This is a genomic window from Mycobacterium sp. NGS22 (assembly GCF_059813095.1).
Window position 1 is genome coordinate 130,734 of the sequence record NZ_JCALDY010000005.1, and the last position, 22,164, is coordinate 152,897.

At 66.8% G+C, this 22,164-nt stretch carries 19 protein-coding genes and 1 pseudogene; 8 read left to right on the forward strand and 12 right to left on the reverse strand.

The annotated features are described in order from the left end of the window. Positions 1 to 22 precede the first annotated feature (22 nt). From AC5Y47_RS06305 to AC5Y47_RS06320, 4 genes are all read right to left on the reverse strand, one after another. Positions 23 to 883, reverse strand: a complete 861-nt coding sequence (locus tag AC5Y47_RS06305; protein WP_499943055.1) for an ESX secretion-associated protein EspG — start codon at positions 881 to 883, stop codon at positions 23 to 25. Between the two features lie 2 nt (positions 884 to 885). Continuing rightward, complete coding sequence (locus AC5Y47_RS06310; protein ID WP_499943056.1) at positions 886 to 1,194, reverse strand: ESX-1 secretion-associated protein; 309 nt, start codon at positions 1,192 to 1,194, stop codon at positions 886 to 888. Positions 1,195 to 1,282: 88 nt separating this feature from the next. Further along, positions 1,283 to 2,524 (reverse strand): EspA/EspE family type VII secretion system effector, encoded by a 1,242-nt coding sequence (locus tag AC5Y47_RS06315; protein ID WP_499943057.1) that lies wholly within the window; start codon positions 2,522 to 2,524, stop codon positions 1,283 to 1,285. Positions 2,525 to 2,730: 206 nt separating this feature from the next. Beyond that, entirely contained in the window at positions 2,731 to 3,810 is a 1,080-nt protein-coding gene (locus tag AC5Y47_RS06320; protein WP_499943170.1) for a helix-turn-helix domain-containing protein, read from the reverse strand. 435 nt (positions 3,811 to 4,245) lie between these two features. Between AC5Y47_RS06320 and AC5Y47_RS06325 the strand changes: the two genes are divergently transcribed. Next, complete coding sequence (locus AC5Y47_RS06325) at positions 4,246 to 4,536, forward strand: WhiB family transcriptional regulator (RefSeq protein ID WP_499943058.1); 291 nt, start codon at positions 4,246 to 4,248, stop codon at positions 4,534 to 4,536. Positions 4,537 to 4,558: 22 nt separating this feature from the next. On the opposite strand, the gene AC5Y47_RS06330 is transcribed toward AC5Y47_RS06325, so the two are convergent. Further along, on the reverse strand, positions 4,559 to 6,073 hold the full coding sequence (locus tag AC5Y47_RS06330) for a MinD/ParA family ATP-binding protein (protein ID WP_499943171.1): 1,515 nt from the start codon (positions 6,071 to 6,073) through the stop codon (positions 4,559 to 4,561). Between the two features lie 875 nt (positions 6,074 to 6,948). Here AC5Y47_RS06330 and gltB point away from each other — a divergent pair. After that, positions 6,949 to 11,532, forward strand: a complete 4,584-nt coding sequence (gene gltB / locus AC5Y47_RS06335; protein ID WP_499943059.1) for a glutamate synthase large subunit — start codon at positions 6,949 to 6,951, stop codon at positions 11,530 to 11,532. Next, positions 11,525 to 12,991: a glutamate synthase subunit beta gene (locus AC5Y47_RS06340; protein WP_499943060.1), complete on the forward strand. Its 1,467-nt coding sequence runs from the start codon at positions 11,525 to 11,527 to the stop codon at positions 12,989 to 12,991. Before gltB ends, AC5Y47_RS06340 begins: the two co-directional genes overlap by 8 nt. A 320-nt stretch (positions 12,992 to 13,311) precedes the next feature. Here the strand turns inward: AC5Y47_RS06340 and AC5Y47_RS06345 are convergent, their stop codons facing one another. Continuing rightward, on the reverse strand, positions 13,312 to 14,160 hold the full coding sequence (locus tag AC5Y47_RS06345; protein ID WP_499943061.1) for an LLM class F420-dependent oxidoreductase: 849 nt from the start codon (positions 14,158 to 14,160) through the stop codon (positions 13,312 to 13,314). A gap of 39 nt (positions 14,161 to 14,199) precedes the next feature. Here AC5Y47_RS06345 and AC5Y47_RS06350 point away from each other — a divergent pair, with 39 nt between their 5' ends. Both AC5Y47_RS06350 and AC5Y47_RS06355 read left to right on the forward strand, forming a co-directional pair. Beyond that, a complete protein-coding gene (locus AC5Y47_RS06350) occupies positions 14,200 to 14,625 on the forward strand; it encodes a hypothetical protein (protein WP_499943062.1) in 426 nt (141 codons plus the stop codon). Continuing rightward, positions 14,625 to 15,635 (forward strand): PHP domain-containing protein, encoded by a 1,011-nt coding sequence (locus tag AC5Y47_RS06355; RefSeq protein ID WP_499943063.1) that lies wholly within the window; start codon positions 14,625 to 14,627, stop codon positions 15,633 to 15,635. Before AC5Y47_RS06350 ends, AC5Y47_RS06355 begins: the two co-directional genes overlap by 1 nt. On the opposite strand, the gene dinB is transcribed toward AC5Y47_RS06355, so the two are convergent. Next, entirely contained in the window at positions 15,632 to 16,831 is a 1,200-nt protein-coding gene (gene dinB / locus AC5Y47_RS06360; RefSeq protein ID WP_499943064.1) for a DNA polymerase IV, read from the reverse strand. The genes AC5Y47_RS06355 and dinB overlap by 4 nt on opposite strands. 119 nt (positions 16,832 to 16,950) lie before the next feature. On the opposite strand from dinB, the pseudogene AC5Y47_RS06365 reads away from it, so the two are divergent. From AC5Y47_RS06365 to AC5Y47_RS06375, 3 genes and pseudogenes are all read left to right on the forward strand, one after another. Beyond that, a pseudogene (locus AC5Y47_RS06365) lies at positions 16,951 to 17,049 on the forward strand (DUF2510 domain-containing protein); the annotation flags it as partial. A gap of 108 nt (positions 17,050 to 17,157) precedes the next feature. After that, a complete protein-coding gene (locus AC5Y47_RS06370) occupies positions 17,158 to 17,700 on the forward strand; it encodes a hypothetical protein (RefSeq protein ID WP_499943176.1) in 543 nt (180 codons plus the stop codon). A gap of 50 nt (positions 17,701 to 17,750) precedes the next feature. Next, on the forward strand, positions 17,751 to 19,220 hold the full coding sequence (locus tag AC5Y47_RS06375; protein ID WP_499943065.1) for a flavin-containing monooxygenase: 1,470 nt from the start codon (positions 17,751 to 17,753) through the stop codon (positions 19,218 to 19,220). Positions 19,221 to 19,230: 10 nt separating this feature from the next. Here the strand turns inward: AC5Y47_RS06375 and rraA are convergent, their stop codons facing one another. The 5 genes from rraA to AC5Y47_RS06400 all read right to left on the reverse strand — a co-directional run bounded on the left by rraA (position 19,231) and on the right by AC5Y47_RS06400 (position 21,605). Continuing rightward, complete coding sequence (rraA, locus tag AC5Y47_RS06380) at positions 19,231 to 19,716, reverse strand: ribonuclease E activity regulator RraA (protein ID WP_499943066.1); 486 nt, start codon at positions 19,714 to 19,716, stop codon at positions 19,231 to 19,233. Positions 19,717 to 19,724: 8 nt separating this feature from the next. Next, positions 19,725 to 20,186, reverse strand: a complete 462-nt coding sequence (locus tag AC5Y47_RS06385) for an Rv3852 family protein (protein WP_499943067.1) — start codon at positions 20,184 to 20,186, stop codon at positions 19,725 to 19,727. An 80-nt stretch (positions 20,187 to 20,266) separates the two neighbouring features. Then, positions 20,267 to 20,443, reverse strand: a complete 177-nt coding sequence (locus AC5Y47_RS06390) for a hypothetical protein (protein WP_499943068.1) — start codon at positions 20,441 to 20,443, stop codon at positions 20,267 to 20,269. 7 nt (positions 20,444 to 20,450) lie between these two features. After that, the gene (locus tag AC5Y47_RS06395) at positions 20,451 to 21,107 is read right to left on the reverse strand and encodes a DUF6474 family protein (protein ID WP_499943069.1); all 657 of its coding nucleotides are present in this window, start codon (positions 21,105 to 21,107) and stop codon (positions 20,451 to 20,453) included. Positions 21,108 to 21,206: 99 nt separating this feature from the next. Beyond that, on the reverse strand, positions 21,207 to 21,605 hold the full coding sequence (locus AC5Y47_RS06400; RefSeq protein WP_499943070.1) for a transcriptional regulator: 399 nt from the start codon (positions 21,603 to 21,605) through the stop codon (positions 21,207 to 21,209). Between the last annotated feature and the right edge of the window lie 559 nt (positions 21,606 to 22,164).

The window sequence follows — 22,164 nt, forward strand, 5'->3', positions numbered from 1 at the left end:
CGTCCCTTTCTCAGATCTCGTATCAGGCTGGTGCGGAGGCTTCCGCGTGGTCTAACCAGGCACCGGCGGGCAGCAACTCCAGCAAGCTGTCCAGCGCGCGCTGCAGATTCTGCTGCGTGCCGGGGAGAAAACTCCCGTACAACTCGCCACCCACCCGGCGCGGCAACGACACCAGTCGGCCGTGCTCGGAGTCGAGGACACCGGCCGCCGCCGGGGTAAGGGTCGTCGTTCCGCCGGAATGGCGTTGGCTCGCGACGATCTCGACCCAGCTGGTCGGGTTGCTGACGATCTCGCTGTAGATGCGAGCTTGCGCGGGCGGCACGCCGTGCCGAGTCAGCTGAGCCGCCGTCGTGCACTCGGCCAGTTCGCTCGCCACACCCGTCAACGGTTCGACATTGGCGGGATCGGCCGGGCCCAGCACGGTCGTCACCATGCCTGCCAGACCGACCTGCGGGGCCACCAACTGCAGCACCAGCATGTCGTCGTCGCGCGCCGCGACCACATGGGTATCGCCCCTGCGGCACACCACGAATCGCACCATCACGCCGCCGGCCGAATCGCCCCGGTCGCGCCGCCACCAGCGGCACTCCAACGTGCGGTCGGCCCTGCTGATGGTGTCGACCATCGTGGCGACCGCCGGATGCGGTTGTCCGTTGTGGTCCAACACCCCCTGTGCGGTGAGGTCGCGCTGCACCTGGTCCCACACGATGTCGCGCAGATCTTCTTGAGGGATGTTGGGCCGAATCCCAAGTGCGACCGGGAAATCGACCAGGTGCAGCCTGTCGGCGATCACCAGCATCCCGTCGATGGTGACTGATACGCCAACCACTTGGTCGATCAGGCCGGCGAGGCCCGCGCGACCGGATGCGAGCGGACCGGTCATGATCAGCCGAAGATCTTGTCGATGATGCCGGCCAGACCTTCGTCGGACTTGAGGTACGCCGCGGCGGCCGAGAGCAGGTTGGTGGCGAGCCCGGAACTGACCGCCTGCACACCTTTGCCGGTGTTGGTGCGGTTGGTCTCGACGTCCCGCAGCGCGTTGTTGAACTTCGACGTGAACGAACCGTGGGTGAGCGAGACGCGCCCGCTGATCCCGTTGACCGAATTGGTCGCGGTTCCGAACTGCCCGGCGATCTCGGTCTGCATGCCCGACAGCACCTTCAGGAACGAAGGGACGACTTCGAGAACTGACATGGGGGAGACCCTCCTCTACGGTTAACGTTTTACTCGCTATGGCTTTGGCTTGGTATGGGTTTGGCCGTTTACAGGCCGACTGTTTGTACTAGAGGACGGTCCCCGGCTGGCCTTGCTGGCCACCGACTCCGGCGTCGACCGGTGCGCGCTCGCCGCCTGTCGATCCGGCGCCCGCTCCGGCGCCTTCGTCACGCTGGTCGTCGTTCTGGCCGGCTTGCTGTGCCTGCGACGAAATCATCTGCGCCTGCTGCCCGGCCATGCTGCCCAGTTGGCCCGGGCCGCCGCCGGCCGACATCAGTTGCTGCAACTGGCCCATCGTCGAGGTGATCTGTCCGACGCCGGGCAGCTGGGCAAAGCTGAGCAGGTTGCCGAAGCTCAGCACGGGCAGGCCGGCGAAGCCGCCCAGGAAGTCCGGCAGAGCGGCCAATTCGGTCCAGGTCGGCAACTTGCCGAGGTTGCCGACACCCGGGAAGAGTTCGCCGAGCCCGGGCAGCCCGGGGAACAGGTTGGGGATGCTGGGCAGGCCGGGCAGACTCGGGAAACCCGGGATGAGGCCGCCCAGCTCGGGGATGAGCCCGCCGAAGTCCGGCAGGCCGGGGATGGACGGCCACTGGAACTCGGGCAGACCCGGGATCGGCAGGTTGAAGTCCGGGATGCCGACCTGCGGCGGCCAGGTGAATTCGGGCAGGCCCGGAATATTGGGGAGGCCCGGGATCGGAATGTCGGGCAGCTTCGGCGGCCACAGGTCGCCGATGATGCCGCCGATGATGTCGGGGATCAGCCCGGCCAGCTTGGGCAGGTTCGTCAGGATGTCGAGCAGCCGGCCGCCGAGTCCGATCATGGCGGCCGCGTTCATCGCCGTCATGATCGTCAGGTAGAGCAGTGCCCCGCCGACAACGGCCATCGCGAACGCGCACGACGGGATGGCCAACGCCACCGACAACGCGTCGCCGACGATCCACAGGTTGTCCTCCAGCCATTTGCAGGCCTTGTAGACGCCGTCGATCATGTTCTTCATCGCCCGCAGGACACCACGCGTATCCGAGACGTGTTCGGCCTGATTGGAAATGAGATTGCCGGTCAGGTCGTCGATTTCACCCATCAGTTTGGCGCGCAGCTCCTGGGCGGTGTTCTGGTTCAGATAGGCGTCGGCGGCCTGGCCGATCCAGTTAGTGCCCGGGATGGCCAAACCGATCTTGTCGGCCACACCTTTGAACAATGAAGAACCGGCGTTGAAAATGTCACCCGGGTCGGGAATGCCTTCACCCAGCAAAAACAACTGCGCGTAAATGAAGTTGCTGGTGGTCTTGCACATTGCGCTACCCGACATTGGAGTGGTTCCTTACGTTTGGCTATTTGGAGTGCATGGTCATCTCGGTATGCACCTTCGCACCGTGAAATGAGCTTAACAGCGCTCTGGCAGGGGTAGATGCACGAATTTTCCGGTGGGAGTGGCGCTTTCGCGGGCACGACAATGCCGCGCGCACACCGGGATTCCGGGGCGACGACACCGCTCCCCGGACCATCCCATTCATCTCAATTGATCTGAGTGATCAGCGTTTCGATCGCGTCGGCAACCTCGGCCGGCAATGGTTCCTCCGCCTCGGCGCGAACGATCATTTCCTCGTCAACTCCGGCGGCCTGCGCCGTCTCCAGTGTCGAAAGATTCGCTCGCCGGCGTGCGGCATATAAACGCTGCGCCAGGGTCGCGCCGGGCGCCGTGGCGCCCAGCGTCATCAATTCATCGTGATATCGACGCACCGCTCCCATGGCTTTGATGAGTTCGGGGGTGATGCGGCTGATCCGGGTGGCCTGGACGGCGATTCCCTCGAGTTGACGCAGATCGGCCAGAATGGGCGCCGCCCGCTCGGTGAATTCGGGATCCTGGGGCGAGGGCAGCGCGGCGATGGCCAGACTGCAGGTATCGACCGCGGCGGCCACGGCTTGCGCAATCAGCGACGCGGGCCCGCCGTCCGGGGACGGGGTCTCGGGTGCGGCGCTGACGGTGGGCGCCGGGGCGGACGGCGAGGCGACAGTCTCGCCGTCGCGGATGCGCGCGATTGTCCCGGCCGGCCATTGCAGTACTTCCTCGAGCTTGGCCCGAGTTCGTTCGCGCGGCCAGCTGCGGCCCTTCTCGAACGCGATCAGCGCACCCGCGTTGATGATTCCGTCAGCCGCGAGGCTGCGTTGACTGATGTCGAGTTCGCGGCGGCGCGCGGCAGCGGCCGCGCCGGCCCGAACGACACCGGGGTCAAGCTCTGACGGGTCCGTCGAGTCTGGGTCGGCCCGACGGTCCCGAGCGGGCGCTTCAGGCGGATTCGCCGGCCTGGTGACTTCGAACGTCAACGCCTTGCCTCCAGTGAGTTGGCCGAACCGGACGTTTCTGTTGTCGTTGACGGTCGGCGAGCTTTCGCTCAGTCCGCCGACGAACCTACCGTTCGGGTGGTCGCCACCGTTGCGACGCCGACGGCCATCGGACACCGCTCGCAGCTGAACCCCGGGTGCCGGCGTGGTGCCGACGGTGACGATGCCGTAGCCGCAAGTGAGCGCCATCGGCGTGACGCTGCCCAGCACGGCCAGCGCGGCCGGGCCGACAGTCGATTCAGCGTCAAGCATCTGGACGGGTTCCTCGCTCGGGTTGGCCACAGCGGGCAGCAGTACGCGGCTTCCGCTGACCAACATCGTAACTGTTGCACCCTTCCATCGCTACACCTTCGCTACGCTTTTCGCGGCCGGTCGTCACGGCGGAGCGGCTGATCAAAACCGGGCTACCGCTACGGTTAACCATACCGTCTACTGTCGCATCCGGCGACACTTTGCGCCATGCCCCAGGCTGGCGACTAGCTGTTCAGCAGCCGACTCACAGCTAACTGACAGCTAATACAGCCTGGTAATCCAGCATTTCGTGAGTACAGTTCCCATCGCGCCACAAAGCTGTAGCACCTGTAGCGCACCACCCAAAACAAACTGTTGCACCGCAATGGTTAGTGCTATATGGTTCCGAACCAGGCAGGCACAACCTGCAACGCTTTCACGGAGGAACGTAACGACATGACCGCAACGACTCTGTACGAGGTCCCGCAGCTCGGTGTGTGCACCCAGGACCCCGACCGTTGGACGACGACTCCCGACGAAGAGGCCAAGACGCTGTGCCGGGCCTGCCCGCGCCGTTGGTTGTGCGCCAAGGAAGCGGTGGAATCCCCTGGAGCCGAGGGCCTTTGGGCCGGCGTCGTGATCCCGGACTCGGGTCGGGCGCGGGCCTTCGCGCTGAACCAGTTGCGGTCGCTGGCCGAGCGCAACGGTTTCCCGGTCCGCGAGCGGGTGACCGCCCAGTCGGCATGAGCGGTCCGCGTCGGTGCGCCGATCAGGTCCGTTCGGTTCGTGATCCGAAGTAGCCCGTAATGGTCGCCGCGACCTGCAGGAACTTCAGGCGCGTCGCCGGAGCCATCTCGTTGGTCACGTCGATGACGCCGCCGGGACGTAGGTGGGGATCGAAGGGCACCTCGACCACCGGCTGGCCGTGGTCGACGAACTCGCGGGCCAACAACGCCCGGGTGCGTTTGTCGGCGTGGCCGTCGGAGTCGTTGAGCACCACCACGCTGCGTTGCAGCAGGTCCCGTAGATCGTGGTCGGCCAACCACTCGACCGTCTTGGCGGCAGCGGCGGCGCCGTCGGCCCACGGCGAGGACACCACGATCAGCGCGTCGAGATCGCGCAGGACTTCCCGGGTGACCGCGGCATCCATCGTGGAGCCGCAGTCGATCACCGAAATCGCGAAATGGCGGTCCAGTCGCAGGGCGGCCTCCCGGTAGACGGCCGGGTCGAGCACCCGGCGCGGGCCCGACACCGGCTCACCACCCAGCACGTACAGTCCGGCGGCGTTCCGGCCGACCCGCGCGGTCATGTCGGTGAACGACTGCAGGTTCTTGTCGGCCGTCAATTCCCAGAACGAACCGGTGGTGCGCGGGTCGATCCGACTGCTCAACCGCCCGAAGGCGGTGTCGGCGTCGATGGCGACGACACGGTCCTGCTGGCGCAGTTCGGCAAGGATCGAGCCCACGCTGGCGGCCACCGAAGTCTTTCCCACGCCACCCTTGCCCAGCACGCCCACCTTGTGATTGCCGTGCAACGGGGTTCGGATCGTCGCCTCGAACTGCGCGACGTCGCGTTGTGCGGCCGAGGGGCCCGGGTCGACGAGCCCGAAGGTGGCGGCCCGCACCACGCGACGCCACCCACGCTGCGGGGGCCGCGACCGCGCGCGGGCCGGGTCCGCTCGGCCACCGGCCCAGGAACGGGGCGGCGGTGCCCCCTCCGGTGGTCGCGCGGCTCCGGGGAACGGCTGTGACGGAGCCGACGGCGGGTGCGGCGGTGCCGACGGCGGGTGCGGCGGAGCCGGTCGATATTGCGGGGGCGGATAGGTCGGCGGGCCGGCATGGGTCGGTGGGCCGGCATGGGTCGGCGGGCCGGCAGGCGGCCCGGCATGGGGCGGCGGGGGCGGCGGTGGTGGCGGGGGAGCGGGCCTGGGAACAACCGCGGTGTGTGCCGGGGATTCGTCCTGAGCACTGGCGGGCCCGGCCGACGTCGTCGGCGGGGGATCGGTCTTGGCGAATACCGCGGTGTGTTCCGGGGATTCGGCCTGCGCGGGGGCGGGAGGGACCGGCGGCGCGGGTGCCGACGGCGCGGGATCGCTGTCGGGAGGTACGTCGGTGGGTGCCGGGGATTCGGCGGCCGGCGGCGCCGGACTGGCCGGGGGCGGTGGCGGCGCCTCGGTCTGCGGGGGTGCCGCGGGTCGGGCAGGCGCCACAGCGCGCGGCGGCGGGGGAGCGAACGTGGCCGGTGGCGCGGCCTCTGGCGATCGGGCAGCGGGCCGCTGGGGCAGCGGCGGACGCGGCGCCGGCGGGCGAAATCCCGAGGGCGGGGCCGGGCGCTGTTGCGGCGGCCGCGGGGCCGCCGGAGCCGGCTGATCGGGCCGCACCCGGTTGCGCAGAAACTCCTGGGGCTCGTTCATGGGCTCCTCGGGTGCAATGGCGACGGACCGTCGCGTCCGCAGCCGACACCGTTCAGCGTGATGATTCCCACGCTCTGCCGGTCGCTACGGACGCTGCAGTCCAGTATCGGCCACCCGCCCGCCGGTCCGAACCCGGTCGCGCCTGTCCCTGTGCATCGACCTACCGGTTTCGGGTTCCTGTCAACTCTGCGCAAACTCACTCTGGCGGCTGCGGCGGCGGTGGCGCGACGCCCGGGACGCGTCGTGCGTCGATCCGGCGTCATTGCTGCCACGCCTAATAGCGCGCCATGTTGCCGATGTGAAGACTGCCGTCGAACCTGCCCGGAGCTCCCGACCGGGTGCGCCGGCGTCGTCAGCAAAGTGACCGGAAAAACTGACGCTGCCGGCCCACCGACGCCGAATGCGTTCCGGCCCCGCTGCCGCCCCGTCGGCCGAGGCCCGTGTCGCAAGGCCGTCAAGCGGCCGTAACAGCGAATTTACGGAGCCGCGAGCTGGCAAGTTAGTATTGGCAAGTTGGCATGTCAGGCGGTTTTTGTCCTATCGTTTTAAGACTTGTCGAAACCAGGTACAGGATCACCGTTCAGCGATGCACGGACGAAGTCCTGACCGGATTATCTCCGCGTGGCGGACAGCCAATCGATGAGACCGACGGGGCCGAGCCCGCAACCTCCGGGTGCGGCCCCAATATCGGAGAAGTCGATCCGCAAAGCGGCGGTGCAGAAAGTCTGCTGAAGGGTTAGGTGGGTATGGCGCCCAGGCGCGTCGGGCTTTACAACCCCGCATACGAACACGATTCGTGCGGGGTCGCCATGGTCGTGGACATGCACGGCCGCCGCAGCCGCGACATCGTGGACAAGGCGATCACCGCGCTGCTCAACCTCGAACACCGTGGTGCGGCCGGCGCCGAGCCGCGCAGTGGAGACGGCGCCGGCATCTTGATCCAGGTGCCCGATGCCTTCCTGCGCGAAGTCGTGGACTTCGAACTGCCGGAAGCGGGCAGCTACGCCACCGGCATCGCGTTCCTGCCGCAGTCGTCTAAGGACGCCGCGGCCGCCTGCGCGGCGGTCGAGAAGATCGCCGAATCCGAGGGCCTGCAGGTCCTGGGCTGGCGCAACGTGCCCACCGACGACTCGTCGCTGGGCGCCCTGTCGCGCGACGCGATGCCCACATTCCGTCAGGTGTTCATGGCCGGCGCCTCGGGCATGACGCTGGAACGTCGCGCCTACATCGTCCGTAAGCGGGCCGAGCACGAACTCGGCACCAAAGGCCCCGGCCAGGACGGCCCCGGGCGCGAGACCGTGTACTTCCCGAGCCTGTCCGGCCAGACGTTCGTCTACAAGGGCATGTTGACCACGCCGCAGCTCAAGGCGTTCTACCTCGACCTGCAGGACAACCGGGTCACCAGCGCGTTGGGCATCGTGCACTCCCGGTTCTCGACGAACACATTCCCGTCCTGGCCGCTGGCGCACCCGTTCCGGCGGGTCGCGCACAACGGTGAGATCAACACCGTCACCGGCAACGAGAACTGGATGCGTGCCCGCGAGGCGCTGATCAAGACCGACGTCTTCGGATCCGAAGAGGACGTGGAGAAGCTGTTCCCGATCTGCACCCCCGGAGCGTCGGACACCGCGCGCTTCGACGAGGTGGTCGAGCTGCTGCACCTGGGCGGACGGAGTTTGGCCCACGCGGTGCTGATGATGATCCCCGAAGCCTGGGAACGCCATGAGTCGATGGACCCAGCCCGGCGGGCCTTCTACCAGTACCACGCCGCGTTGATGGAACCCTGGGACGGACCGGCGTCCATCACGTTCACCGACGGCACGATCGTCGGCGCGGTGCTGGACCGCAACGGCCTGCGCCCGTCCCGGATCTGGGTCACCGATGACGGCCTGGTGGTCATGGCGTCCGAGGCCGGCGTGCTGGACCTGGATCCGTCCAAGGTCGTCAAGCGGATGCGGTTGCAGCCGGGCCGGATGTTCCTGGTGGACACCACGCAGGGCCGCATCGTCGCCGACGAGGAGATCAAGGCGGAGCTGGCCGCCGAGCACCCCTACCAGCAGTGGCTGGACGACGGACTGGTCCCGATCGAGAAGCTGCCCGCCAACAAGTACGTGCGGATGCCGCATCACCGGCTGGTCATGCGGCAGCAGGCTTTCGGTTACACCTACGAGGAACTGAACCTGCTGGTCGCCCCGATGGCGCGCACCGGCGCCGAGCCGTTGGGATCGATGGGCACCGACACCCCGATCGCGGTGCTGTCGAAGCGGCCCCGGATGCTCTACGACTACTTCCACCAGCTGTTCGCACAGGTGACCAACCCGCCGCTGGACGCCATCCGGGAAGAGGTGGTCACCAGCCTGCAGGGCACCACCGGCGGGGAGCGCGACCTGCTCAGTCCCGACGAGACCTCGTGTCACCAGATCTCGCTGCCGCAGCCGATCCTGCGCAACTACGAGTTGGCGAAGTTGATCAACCTCAACCCCGACGACGAGGTCAACGGACGGCCACATGGCATGCGGTCCAAGGTGATTCGCTGTCTGTACCCGGTCGCCGACGGCGGCGCGGGCCTGGCCGCGGCGCTGGACGACGTGCGCGCCCAGGCATCGGCAGCGATCGCCGACGGCGCCCGGATCATCATCTTGTCCGACCGCGACTCGAACGAGGAGATGGCCCCGATCCCGTCGCTGCTCGTGGTCGCAGGCGTGCACCACCACCTGGTGCGGGATCGGACCCGCACGCACGTCGGACTCGTCGTCGAATCCGGTGACGCCCGCGAGGTGCACCACATGGCGATGCTGATCGGGTGCGGCGCCGCCGCCATCAACCCCTACCTGGTGTTCGAGTCGATCGAGGACATGCTGGACCGGGGTGTGATCGACGGAATCGAACGCAACAAGGCGCTCAACAACTACGTCAAGGCCGCCGGCAAGGGCGTGCTCAAAGTGATGTCCAAGATGGGCATTTCGACGTTGGCGTCCTACACCGGCGCGCAGTTGTTCCAGGCCGTCGGCGTCTCCGAGGACGTGCTCGACGAGTACTTCACCGGGCTGGCCTGCCCGACCGGCGGGATCACCCTGGACGACATCGCCGCCGACGTCGCGACCCGCCACGCGCTGGCGTATCTGGACCGCCCCGACGAGCGTGCGCACCGCGAACTCGAGGTCGGCGGGGAATACCAGTGGCGCCGCGAGGGCGAATACCACCTGTTCAACCCGGAGACGGTGTTCAAGCTGCAGCACTCCACCCGCACCGGGCAGTACTCGATCTTCAAGGAATACACCCGGTTGGTCGACGACCAGAGCGAGCGGATGGCGTCGCTGCGCGGGCTGCTGAAGTTCCGTGCCGGGGTACGACCTTCGATACCGATCGACGAGGTCGAGCCGGCCAGCGAGATCGTCAAGCGCTTCTCGACCGGGGCCATGAGCTACGGCTCGATCTCCGCCGAGGCGCACGAGACGCTGGCCATCGCGATGAACCGGCTGGGCGCCCGCTCCAACAGCGGCGAAGGCGGCGAGAACGTCAAGCGCTTCGATCCCGATCCCAACGGCGACTGGCGGCGCAGCGCGATCAAGCAGGTCGCCTCCGGACGGTTCGGCGTCACCTCGCACTACCTGACCAATTGCACCGACATCCAGATCAAGATGGCACAGGGCGCCAAACCCGGTGAGGGAGGCCAACTTCCGGGCCACAAGGTGTACCCGTGGGTGGCTTCGGTGCGGCACTCCACGCCTGGTGTGGGGTTGATCTCGCCGCCGCCGCACCACGACATCTACTCGATCGAGGATCTCGCGCAGCTGATTCACGACCTGAAGAACGCCAACCCCTCGGCGCGGGTGCACGTCAAGTTGGTGTCCGAGAACGGCGTCGGAACGGTTGCGGCCGGGGTCTCCAAGGCTCACGCCGACGTGGTGCTGATCTCCGGGCACGACGGCGGCACCGGTGCGACCCCGCTGACCTCGATGAAGCACGCGGGTGCACCGTGGGAGCTGGGTCTGGCCGAGACCCAGCAGACGTTGTTGCTCAACGGTTTACGTGACCGGATCGTGGTCCAGGTGGACGGACAGCTCAAGACCGGACGCGACGTGATGATCGCGACGCTGCTCGGTGCGGAGGAATTCGGTTTCGCCACTGCGCCTTTGGTGGTGGCCGGCTGCATCATGATGCGCGTCTGCCACCTGGACACCTGCCCGGTCGGGGTTGCCACCCAGAACCCGCTGCTGCGGGAGCGGTTCACCGGCAAGCCGGAGTTCGTGGAGAACTTCTTCATGTTCATCGCCGAAGAAGTCCGGGAATACCTGGCGCAGTTGGGCTTCCGCACCATCAACGAAGCCGTCGGCCAGGCCGGCGCCCTGGACACCACGTTGGCGCGTGCGCTCTGGAAGGCCCACCGGCTGGACCTGACCCCGGTGCTGCACGAGCCCGAGTCGGCGTTCATGAACCAGGACCTGTACTGCAGTTCGCGACAAGATCACGGCCTGGACAAAGCGCTTGACCAGCAGCTGATCGTGATGAGCCGGGAGGCGCTCGACGCCGGTTCCCCGGTCCGTTTCTCCACGACCATCAGCAACGTGAACCGCACGGTAGGAACCATGCTCGGTCATGAGGTCACCAAAGCCTATGGCGGACAGGGACTGCCGGACGGAACCATCGACATCACCTTCGAGGGATCGGCCGGCAACAGCTTCGGGGCGTTCGTGCCCAAGGGCATCACCTTGCGTATCTACGGCGACGCCAACGACTACGTCGGCAAGGGCTTGTCGGGCGGCCGGATCGTGGTGCGCCCGTCGGACAATGCGCCCGAAGACTATGTCGCCGAGGACAACATCATCGGGGGCAACGTGATTCTGTTCGGCGCCACCAGTGGGGAGGTCTACTTGCGCGGCGTGGTCGGCGAGCGATTTGCCGTCCGCAACTCCGGAGCCCACGCCGTGGTGGAAGGCGTCGGTGACCACGGTTGCGAGTACATGACCGGCGGACGGGTAATCATCCTGGGCCGCACCGGCCGCAACTTCGCCGCCGGCATGTCCGGCGGGGTGGCCTATGTCTACGATCCCGACGAGGAACTGTCGGACAATCTCAACACCGAGATGGTGGACGTCGAGACCTTGGACGACGAGGATGCGGAATTCCTGCAGGCCACCATCCAGGCGCACGTCGATGCCACCGATTCCGCTGTCGGGCAACGCATTCTGTCCGACTGGCGGGACCAACGGCGGCACTTCGTGAAGGTTATGCCGCGGGACTACAGGAAGGTGCTGGAGGCGATCGCCGACGCCGAACGCGACGGCGCCGATGTCGACAAGGCGATCATGGCGGCGGCTCATGGCTGATCCCACAGGCTTCCTCAAGTACACCCACCGCGAACTGCCCAAGCGGCGCCCGGTCGAGTTGCGGTTGAAAGACTGGCGCGAGGTCTACGAGGAATTCGAGACCGAGACGCTGCAGGAGCAGGCGACGCGCTGCATGGACTGCGGGATTCCGTTCTGTCACAACGGCTGTCCGTTGGGCAACCTGATCCCGGAGTGGAACGACCTGGTACGGCGGGGTCGCTTCCGCGACGCGATCGAGCGGCTGCACGCGACGAACAACTTCCCCGACTTCACCGGTCGGCTGTGTCCGGCGCCGTGTGAACCGGCGTGCGTGCTGGGCATCAACCAGGATCCGGTGACCATCAAGCAGATCGAACTGGAGATCATCGACCGGGCCTTCGACGAGGGCTGGGTGGAACCGGTGCTGCCGCACTGCGACACCGGCCGGACGGTTGCGGTGGTGGGCTCGGGCCCGGCCGGATTGGCTGCGGCGCAACAACTTACCCGGGCCGGTCACAAGGTCACCGTGTTCGAGCGCGAGGACCGCATCGGTGGGTTGCTGCGCTACGGCATCCCCGAATTCAAGATGGAAAAGCGCGTCCTGGACCGGCGGCTGGAACAGATGGCCGCCGAAGGCACCGAGTTCCGGGCCGGCGTGAACGTCGGAGAAGACCTCACCGCCGAGCAACTGCTGGCCGATTTCGATGCGGTCGTGTTGGCCGGGGGCGCCACGGCGTGGCGCGAACTGCCGATCCCGGGCCGGGAGCTGGATGGCATCCATCAGGCGATGGAGTACCTGCCGTGGGGTAACCGGGTGCAGGAAGGCGATGACGTCCTCGGTGAGGATGGGCAGCCGCCGATCACGGCCAAAGACAAGAAGGTCGTCATCATCGGTGGCGGTGACACCGGTGCCGACTGCCTGGGCACCGCGCACCGGCAGGGCGCGGCCAGTATCCACCAGTTCGAGATCATGCCCCGTCCGCCGGAGACGCGCGCCGAGTCGACGCCGTGGCCGACGTACCCGCTGATGTACCGGGTCGCGTCAGCGCACGAAGAAGGCGGCGAGCGGGTGTTCTCGGTCAACACCGAGGAATTCCTCGGGCAGGACGGTCACGTGTCTGCGCTCAAGGTGCACGAGGTGACCATGAAGGACGGCAAGTTCGTCAAGGTCGAGGACACCGATTTCGAGCTCGAAGCCGACCTGGTGTTGCTGGCGATGGGATTCGTCGGACCCGAACAGCCGGGCCTGCTCTCCGAGCTCGGGGTGAAGCTGACCGAGCGCGGAAACGTCGCCCGCGGCGACGATTTCGACACTTCGGTTCCGGGTGTGTTCGTGGCCGGTGATATGGGTCGTGGCCAGTCGCTGATCGTCTGGGCGATTGCCGAGGGCCGCGCCGCGGCCGCCGGCGTGGACCGCTTCTTGATGGGTTCGACCGCGCTGCCGGCGCCGATCAAGCCGTCCGCAGCACCGATGCGCTAGTCACACCAGTCCCACCAGAAACATTTGATAAATTCGCGGCGTGCCGCGAAAGGTTTGCCAGGACTTGGGTGTCTAATAACTGACTGTGGGCCTCGTCACACCAGGGCACATTTCGGGTCGCCCAGAGTCCCAGTTGCGTTAACCCGATCGCAGGAGTGGTTACTGTGTATATGAACCCCGTTCCCAGGTCAAAGGTGGGCCGGATCGCCTGGTCGCTGTTTCGGCACCCCGTGAAGAGCCGTGAGTTTCCCGCCCGCAACGAGCGACTGGTGACGGCCGAAGATCTACTACGGTTCGCTGTCTAGCGACCACTTGTTTGCTCAGTCGGCAAGTCCCGAGTCCCGAATCGCCTCGGCCAGCGGCGCGATGACGGCGCGGTCGTGCGGCGGCGCGATGTAGACGATGCCCAGGTCCAGTCCTTCGGCCCCGAGCGCGGCCGCCGTGTCGAGTAGTTGTCCATAGTCACGGTCGGGACCCAGACCCAGGTGCGCCGACATCGTGATCTCCTTCGGGTCGCGACCGATGTCGGCGCAGCGGGCGGCGAGCACGTCGCGTTTGCGGGCGAACTCCTCCGGTGTGCCGCCGGCGAAATTCCAGTGCTGCGCATAACGCGCGGTGATCGGCAGCGTGCGCTTCTCGCCGCTACCGCCGATCGCGATGGGCGGATGCGGCCGCTGCGGGCCCTTGGGTTCGTTGCGCGCGTTCTCGAGTTGGTAGAACTTGCCGTGGAAATTCGTCGTCTCCTGGCTGAGCAGGCTGACCAGTACCTGACAGGCTTCTTCGAACCGATCGAAACGCTCCTTGACGGTGCCCAACTCGATGCCGTACGCCCCGGACTCCTCCTCGTTCCAGCCGGCGCCGATGCCCAGCTCGAGCCGGCCGCCGGAGATGATGTCGAGGGTGGCGGCCATGTTGGCCAGCACGGCGGGGTGACGGTAGTGGATGCCGGTGACCAGGGTGCCGAGGCGGAGGCGCTTGGTGGCTTGAGCCAGCGCGGTCAACGTGGTCCAGCCTTCCAGGCAGGGCCCGGTGGAGTCGGAGAAGATCGGGTAGAAATGGTCGAAGGTCCAGCCGGACTCGAAGACGTCGATCTCGTCGGCGGCCTGCCAGACGCCCAGCATGTCGGACCAGGTGGTGTTCTGCGGTGAGGTCTTGAACGCGAATCGCATGAACCCGACGGTAGTCGCGCAATTAGACTGGGCCGAACGATGACTCTTGGACTAGACACCAAACTCACGCTGCTGGCGGCCGGCCTGATCTTTCTGCTCGCGCTCGGTCTCGGGGTGTGGAAATACCGCCAGATCATGGTCTCCGACGACCACCGCGCACACCCCTACGTCGACATCGCACACCGCGCGGCGCTGCTGTACTCCTTCGCCACGCTGCTGTTCGCGCCGTTCGTCGAGCTCAGCGCCTGGCCCACCTGGGTGAACCTGGTCGCGACGATGGTGGCGGTGTTCTTCTTCGTGGCCGCCATCGGCAGCTACATCCTGCACGGAGCCAAGCGCGACACCGAGAACCAGTTCGACCCGCCGGCCCCCGGAACGCGTCTGGTCATGACGCTGCTCATCCTCGGTGAGATGGGCGGCTTCGCCGTCGTCCTGGCCGGATTCGTCGTCGAGCAGTTGCTCTGATGGACCCGGTCGCCGCGCTGCGACAGATCGCGTACTACAAGGACCGCAGCCGTCAGGATTCCCGACGGGTGATGGCCTACCGCAATGCCGCCGACATCCTGGAGAAGCTCGACGAAGCGGCGATGGAGCGACACGGCCAGGCCGACAGCTGGCAGTCGATCCCGGGCATCGGACCCAAGACGGCGAAGGTCATCGCACAGGCCTGGGCCGGTCGCGAACCCGACCAACTGGTCGAATTGCGTTCCAGCGCTGAAGATCTCGGCGGCGGCGAAATCCGGGCCGCGCTGCGCGGGGACCTGCACCTGCATTCGAACTGGTCGGACGGGTCCGCGCCGATCGACGAGATGATGGCCGCCGCCGCGGCGCTGGGCCACGAATACTGCGCGCTGACCGATCATTCGCCGCGGTTGACCATCGCCAACGGCCTGTCTCCGGATCGGTTGCGCAAGCAGCTGGACGTGATCGACGGGCTGCGGGATCAATTCGCGCCGATGCGGATCCTGACCGGCATCGAGGTCGACATCCTCGACGACGGCAGCCTGGACCAGGAGACCGAACTGCTGGACCGGCTCGACGTCGTGGTGGCAAGCGTGCACTCGAAGCTGGCGATGGAGCCCGCGGCGATGACCCGGCGGATGGTCAACGCGGTGAGCAACCCCCACACCGACGTGCTGGGCCACTGCACCGGCCGGCTGGTCACCGGCGGTCGCGGGATGCGCCCGGAGTCGAAGTTCGACGCCGAGAAGGTGTTCACCGCCTGCCGTGACCACGGCACCGCCGTCGAGATCAACTCTCGCCCCGAGCGCCGCGACCCGCCCACCCGGCTGCTCAACCTGGCCCGAGACATCGGCTGCGTGTTCAGCATCGACACCGACGCCCACGCGCCCGGCCAGCTGGACTTCCTGGGCTATGGCGCGCAGCGCGCGCTGGACGCGGAAATCCCGGCGGAACGCATCGTCAACACCTGGCCGGTCGAGCGGCTGTTGGACTGGGCACAATCAGCCTCCTAATCCGGTAGGTGCGGCATCTCCAGGCCGGGATCCCGGCCGACCAGCACCGCACGGGTCAGCGCCGACTTGCCGTAACGGCGGTGAATCGCGTCGACGGCGGCATCCACTGCCGGCGATTCCCCGTCGAACGGCAGCGTGAGCTGCTGCGCGCCGCTGCGGTCGATCCCGGATACCGCGAACCCCACCAGCGTCAGACCCCGCTCGGCGATCAGCGGCGCGGCGGCGGCGACCAGGCGCCGGGCGGTGGCCAGGATGGGCTGCGTCGAGGCGGTGGCCCACGGCATGGTCTGCGATCGCGTGGCGCGGCTGAAGTCCTCGAACCGCAGCCGCAGCACCACCGTGCGTCCGGTACGTCCCGCGGCGCGCATCCGGCCGGTGATCCGGTCGATCAGGTTGACCACCACGGCGTCGACCTCGGCAGGTGACATGGCGGTACCTGCCCGGCCCAGCGCTCGCTGGGCACCCACCGACCGGCGGCGGACCCCGGTGATCACCCGGCGGCGGTCGATGTTCCGGGACAGCGCGTAGAGCTGGTGCCCCATCCCGGGACCCAACATCGAGGCCAGCATCGATTCGCTGAGCTCGGCGACCTGCCCGACCGTCGTGATGCCGTGGGCCTGCAGCTTGTCGGCGGTGACCGCGCCCACCCCCCACAGCCGGCGCACCGGCAGCGGGTGCAAGAAGCCCAGCTCTCGATCGGGCGGCACCAGCAACAGTCCGTCCGGCTTGGCTTCCTGGCTCGCGACCTTGGCCAGGAACTTGGTCCGCGCGATCCCGACGGTGATGGGTAGCCCGACCCGCTCGCGCACCTCGGAGCGCAACCGCGCCGCGATCCGCACCGGCGGACCACGCAGTCGGTGCAACCCCCCGACGTCGAGAAACGCCTCGTCCACCGATAGGGGTTCCACGACCGGCGTGCAGTCGCGGAACACCTCGAACACATCGTCGCTGGCCTTGGAGTAGGCATGCATCCGCGGCGGGACGACCACCGCGTCCGGACACAGCCGGCGCGCCTGAGCCCCGCCCATCGTGGTGCGCACCCCGTAAGCCTTGGCCTCGTAACTGGCGGCCAGCACCACACCGCCACCGACGATCACCGGACGACCCCGCAGCGCCGGATCGTCGCGCTGCTCGACGGAGGCATAGAACGAGTCCAGATCCGCATGCAGGATGGACGCCTCGACTCGCACGAACATATGTTCGCATGGGGATCCGACAAGTCTTGGTGCCCGCGTCGCGAACGCCCTTCCGTAGCGCCTCGTCGTGAAGTAAGTCTTTGATACGAACACGCTCAGACACTTCGTGGGGGGTTGCGATGTCAGCACCGACGCCTGGTTGGTACGCCGACCCCGAGCGCCGCGGTAGCGACCGATGGTGGGATGGCCGGCGTTGGACGGAGCACCACCGATCGAGCGTCTCCACCCCCGAACAACGCCCGCAAGCTAGCGGCGTGCCGCACCACCCTTCGTCGCACAGTACGACGACGGCGACAGATGTTGTGATCAAGCCGAAATTTCCCGCATTGCTCATCTTGATCCCGATTGTCGCCGTCGTCGCTCTTGCGAGGATGGCGTTCGCCCACGTGTATGCGGCGTTGGCCGTGGTGACGCCAGTATTTGTCGCGCTGCTCGTGATGCTGTTCATGTATGCGCTGCGTCCCCGGCTGGCCCGCCGCGGTGAAACCCTTGTCTATTCGGATTGGCTGGGCCGAAGGCATGCGGTGCGGCTCGGCGACATCTACTCGGCGGCCCTGGTGCACGTGCCCGACATCGGCCGCTACGTGATATGGCGGCTGATACTCGGCCGTCGTGACGGTGCTCCGCTGGAGATCACCCTCGGTGAGTTGTATTGGGACATCGACGAGATTGCCCGGTTTCTGGCGGCCTCAGGGATCAGGCTGGCGCTTTACGGGCCTGCCGCCCGGCAACAGGTCAGGGACACGATCCCCGGTGCCTATTCGAAATGGCCGGACCGCCATCCGGTGCAGAAGAATGTGCTTGCGTTCGTCGGCGGACTGGTACTTTTCGTTGTCATTGTCGGCTTGCTGTTCTTGCTGACCAGCTGATCGCAATTCCTCGGGATCGCGGGGGGACCACGGCGGGTAGCGTGACGACTATGACTGAGCACCTCGACGTCGTCATCGTCGGCGCCGGCATCTCGGGAGTGAGTGCCGCCTGGCACCTGCAGGACCGCTGCCCGACGAAGAGTTACGCCATTCTGGAGCGCCGGCCGCAGATGGGCGGTACCTGGGACCTGTTCCGCTATCCCGGGATTCGTTCCGACTCCGACATGTACACGCTGGGCTTCCGGTTCCGGCCCTGGACCGAACGTCAGGCGATCGCCGACGGCAAGCCGATCCTCGAATACGTCAAGAGCACCGCGGCCATGTACGGCATCGACAAGCACATCCGGTTCAATCAGCGGGTGGTCGGCGCCGACTGGTCGTCTGCGGAGAACCACTGGACGATCCAGGTCGAGAGCAACGGCGCGACGAGCACGCTCACCTGTTCGTTTCTGTTCCTGTGCAGCGGCTACTACAACTACGACGAAGGCTTCACGCCGAAGTTCGTCGGATCCGAAGACTTCACCGGGCCCATCATCCATCCGCAGCACTGGCCACCGGACCTGGACTACCAGGACAAGAACGTGGTGGTGATCGGCAGCGGCGCCACCTCCGTCACTCTCGTTCCGGCACTGGCGAATTCGGGAGCCAAGCACGTCACGATGCTGCAGCGCTCGCCCACCTACATCGTGTCGCAGCCCGAGGAGGACGCCATCGCCGACCGGCTCAACCGCGTCCTGCCCGAGAAGGCGGCCTATACCGCCATCCGGTGGAAAAATGTTGCCCAACAACGGATCATGTACGCCGCCTGCCAGAAGTGGCCACGACGTATGCGCAAGATGTTGATGGGCTTCGCGCAGCGTCAGCTGCCGGAGGGCTATGACGTGCGCAAGCACTTCGGTCCGCATTACAACCCGTGGGACCAGCGGCTGTGCCTGGTGCCCAACGGGGACCTGTTCCGCGCCATCAGACACGGAAAAGTCGACGTGGTCACCGACACCATCGAACGGTTCACCCCGACCGGCATCCGGCTCAACTCGGGTCAAGAACTCCAGGCCGACATCATCATCACCGCAACGGGTTTGAACCTGCAACTGTTCGGGGGCGCCACCACTACCATCGACGGACAGTCCGTCGACCTGACCAGGACGATGGCTTACAAGGGCATGATGCTGTCGGGCATCCCGAACATGGCGTACACCGTCGGTTACACCAACGCATCCTGGACGCTGAAGGCCGACCTGGTTTCGGAGTTCGTGTGCCGATTGCTGAATCACATGGACGCCAACGGATTCGACACCGTTGTGGTCGACGAGCCGGCAGCCGACGTCGAAGAGCGGCCGTTCATGGAGTTCACCCCGGGGTACGTGCTGCGCTCCCTGGACGAGCTGCCCAAGCAGGGCTCGCGAACCCCGTGGCGGCTCAACCAGAATTACCTGCGCGACATCCACCTGATCCGGCGAGGCAAGGTCGACGCCGAAGGTCTGCGGTTCGCCAAAAAGCCTGCCGCCGTAGCGGTTTAGCCCGTCAGAGTCAGTCTGCTGCGGCGATGACGACGATGCCGTCGTCGTCGCTGTAGGCCACATGGCCCGGCACGAAAGTCACACCGCCCAGCGCCACTTCGACGTCGCGTTCACCGGCGCCGGTCTTGGTGCTCTTACGCGGATTGGTGCCCAATGCCTTGATGCCGATGTCGAGGCCGCGCAACGCGGCGGCATCGCGCACCGCTCCGTTGACGACCAGGCCCGCCCAGTCGTTGGAACGGGCCAACTCGGCGATGAGATCACCGACCAACGCGGTGTGCAGCGAGCCGGCGCCATCGATCACCAGGACCCCGCCCGAGCCGGGCTGTGAGAGCACCGATTTGAGCAGCGCATTGTCCTGGAAACAGCGCACCGTACTGATCGGACCGGCGAACTCGGCACGGCCGCCGAACTGACGGAACTGCAGGTCACAGCTGCGCACGTCGGGACCGATGTCGTCGACCAGGTCGGCGGTCGGTCGAAAGGATATGGGCACCGCGTCGCTCAACGGCGGCGCAACTGCCGGACCAGCAGCAGCGCCAGCAGGCTCAGGACGATCGCCACCGCCACCGGGACGGGAGACTGCAGCGTGGACGGAACGGGCTGCTCGGCCGGCAGCGGGTTCTTAGCCTGTTCCACGGTCGACTTGGCTTGCGCGGCCGCATCTTTGGCTGCAGCCAACTGCCCGTTGGTCTCGGCGCGCTGGGGCGGTAACTCCGCGGGCTTATCGGCCGCTGCCTCGACCGGCTTCGGAGCCGGTTCGGCCACCACCGGGGGTACCTTCTTGGCCGGAGCTTTCTTGGCGGGCGCCTTTTTCGCCGTCGCCTTCTTGGCGGGGGCTTTGGCGGCCTCGCCCGGGACCTTCTTGGCCGGCACTTTTTTGGCCGGTGCCTTCTTGGCCGGGGCTTTCTGGGCCGGCGGGTTGGCGTCGGATTCGCCCTCGGGTCGATCCTGCGGGTCTGCCATGCGGCCGCTCCTTTGTGGCTACTTCGTCGCTCGGGTCGCTCAACACTCGGGTCCCATCATGCCAGCCGGGTCCGGTTCGGCTACGGTCTGCGCCGCACCTGCCAGATGGCCGCGACACCGACGGCGACGACGGTCCCGAGCACGAACGGCCAGACCGGCATGTCCGCGCCGGGGTCCTGCGGGGTGGCCGAGGTCGCGGCGGTCACCGCCAAGACGGCGCACAGCAACGCAAGCGCGACGAACACCTTCGACGGCACGAGCGCGTCAGCCCAACCCGAGACGCGCCAGCAGGTCGGCCTCGATGCCGTCGAGTTGCGACGAGATGGCGGCGTGGGCGGTCCGGCGCCGCGCCGTCGGCATGTTCTCCGCCGCGGTTACGGCGGCGGACAAGTCGGCGAGCCGTTCTGTGATGGCGGCCACGAACTGTTTGGTCTCGGCGTCCTTGGGCTTCTTGTCCTGCACGCTGCGCAGCGACTGCTCGGCCCCCGCGATCCGCGCCGAAAGCCGGGCACCGGGACCGGAGAACTGTCCGATCTGGGCCAGTGGAATTCCCAACCGGTCGGCTCGGCGCTGGTCGATCAATCCGCGGGCGGTGATGGCCGCGCGGTAGACCAACGGGGTCAGGATCGGGGCCAGCAGGCGGGAAACGGTCAGCACCCGACGGACTCGGGTGGGAGAGAACAACTTGCCTTCGCGCACCGCCTTGAGCTCGGTCTCGGCGATCTTCAGCGCGGCCCGGTCGCTGTCCTTCTGCGCCCTGAGCTGCGCCTTGAACGCCTTGTCGGCGGCCTTCTGGGCGGACTTGATGCGCCGTCGTTCGTTTTTCGCGGCGAGCCGAGCCTCCAGCTTGGCGCGGGCCTTGATCGCGCGGGCTTCGGCGCGACGTGTCGCGCGGCTCTTTCGCTTGCCGAACAGCCCCATACCCTTCCCGCCTCCCGATATCTCGTGGCTCAGCGTGCGCACACGCGAGCACTGGGCCAACCCTAATCTGGGCAGGCCGTCGGCGGTCCGCCAGGTCAGTTAGGAGTCGATACCCTCGGCGCGGCGCAGCTCGTCGATCCGGTCCAGCACCTTCTGCTGTGCCTCCAACGGCAATGCGTGCGCCCGAACGGCGATACGGCGTACCGCGTCGTCACGCACCATGGCGTAGAACTGCAACTCGGTGTCGAGCTTCTCGTAGTAGTCGTCGTCGGTGAAGTAAGCCGGCTTGATCCGAAAGAAGTTGGCGAGGGCGGTCATGGTCGCAGACGACGGGTTCGTGCGGTTGCCGGAACGTAGCTGCGAGAGGTAGGGAGCCGACATCGTGATGCCCTCCGCCTTGAGCGCGGCGATCACCTCCGCCGACGTGTGCGGACCCCTCCCGGGTGGATACACCGTGTCGAACAGGCGGTTCAGGCGGGCAGCGAACGTCGTGCTCATCGATATGACCTCCACCGGGGCTAATCAGACCAATCGGTACCTCTAGGTATTTGCTGATCATGGTAGCGACGTTGTCGTCCACAAACCAAGTGCAAACCCGGAGGTATTGGGTACCCGCGTTTCGGGCAATCGCGCGAGACACCCCCGACGAGCATCCGAACGAATCGGCTCGGTGTCCACAAAATGACCGGATTCACAGGTTATCCGCAGAATACACCTCCCGCGCGGACCCGGTGATTCGCGGTCCACAAGCTCGATGAGCGAAGCGACTAGCCCGGATCCGACGCGAACGCCCGACTCTGGGCAACCAGGGCAAGACGCCGATGCCGCAATCGGCTACTTTGCTGTCTGACCCCGCGAAGTCCACCGGACCCGACCTGCGGCGCCGCCGGGAGGCCGTCGGGACGACCGCGCCGCGACCGCCGGCACGGCTTCGGGCGATGCGCAGCCGTCGAGTTCCCGCCCGAGCGACAACCGGTGTCGGCCACGCCGCTGCCGAGACGAAGCGACCGTGTGGCGGGACTACCGAAAAGTTTGCGCCGTAGCGAACGCCATCGTG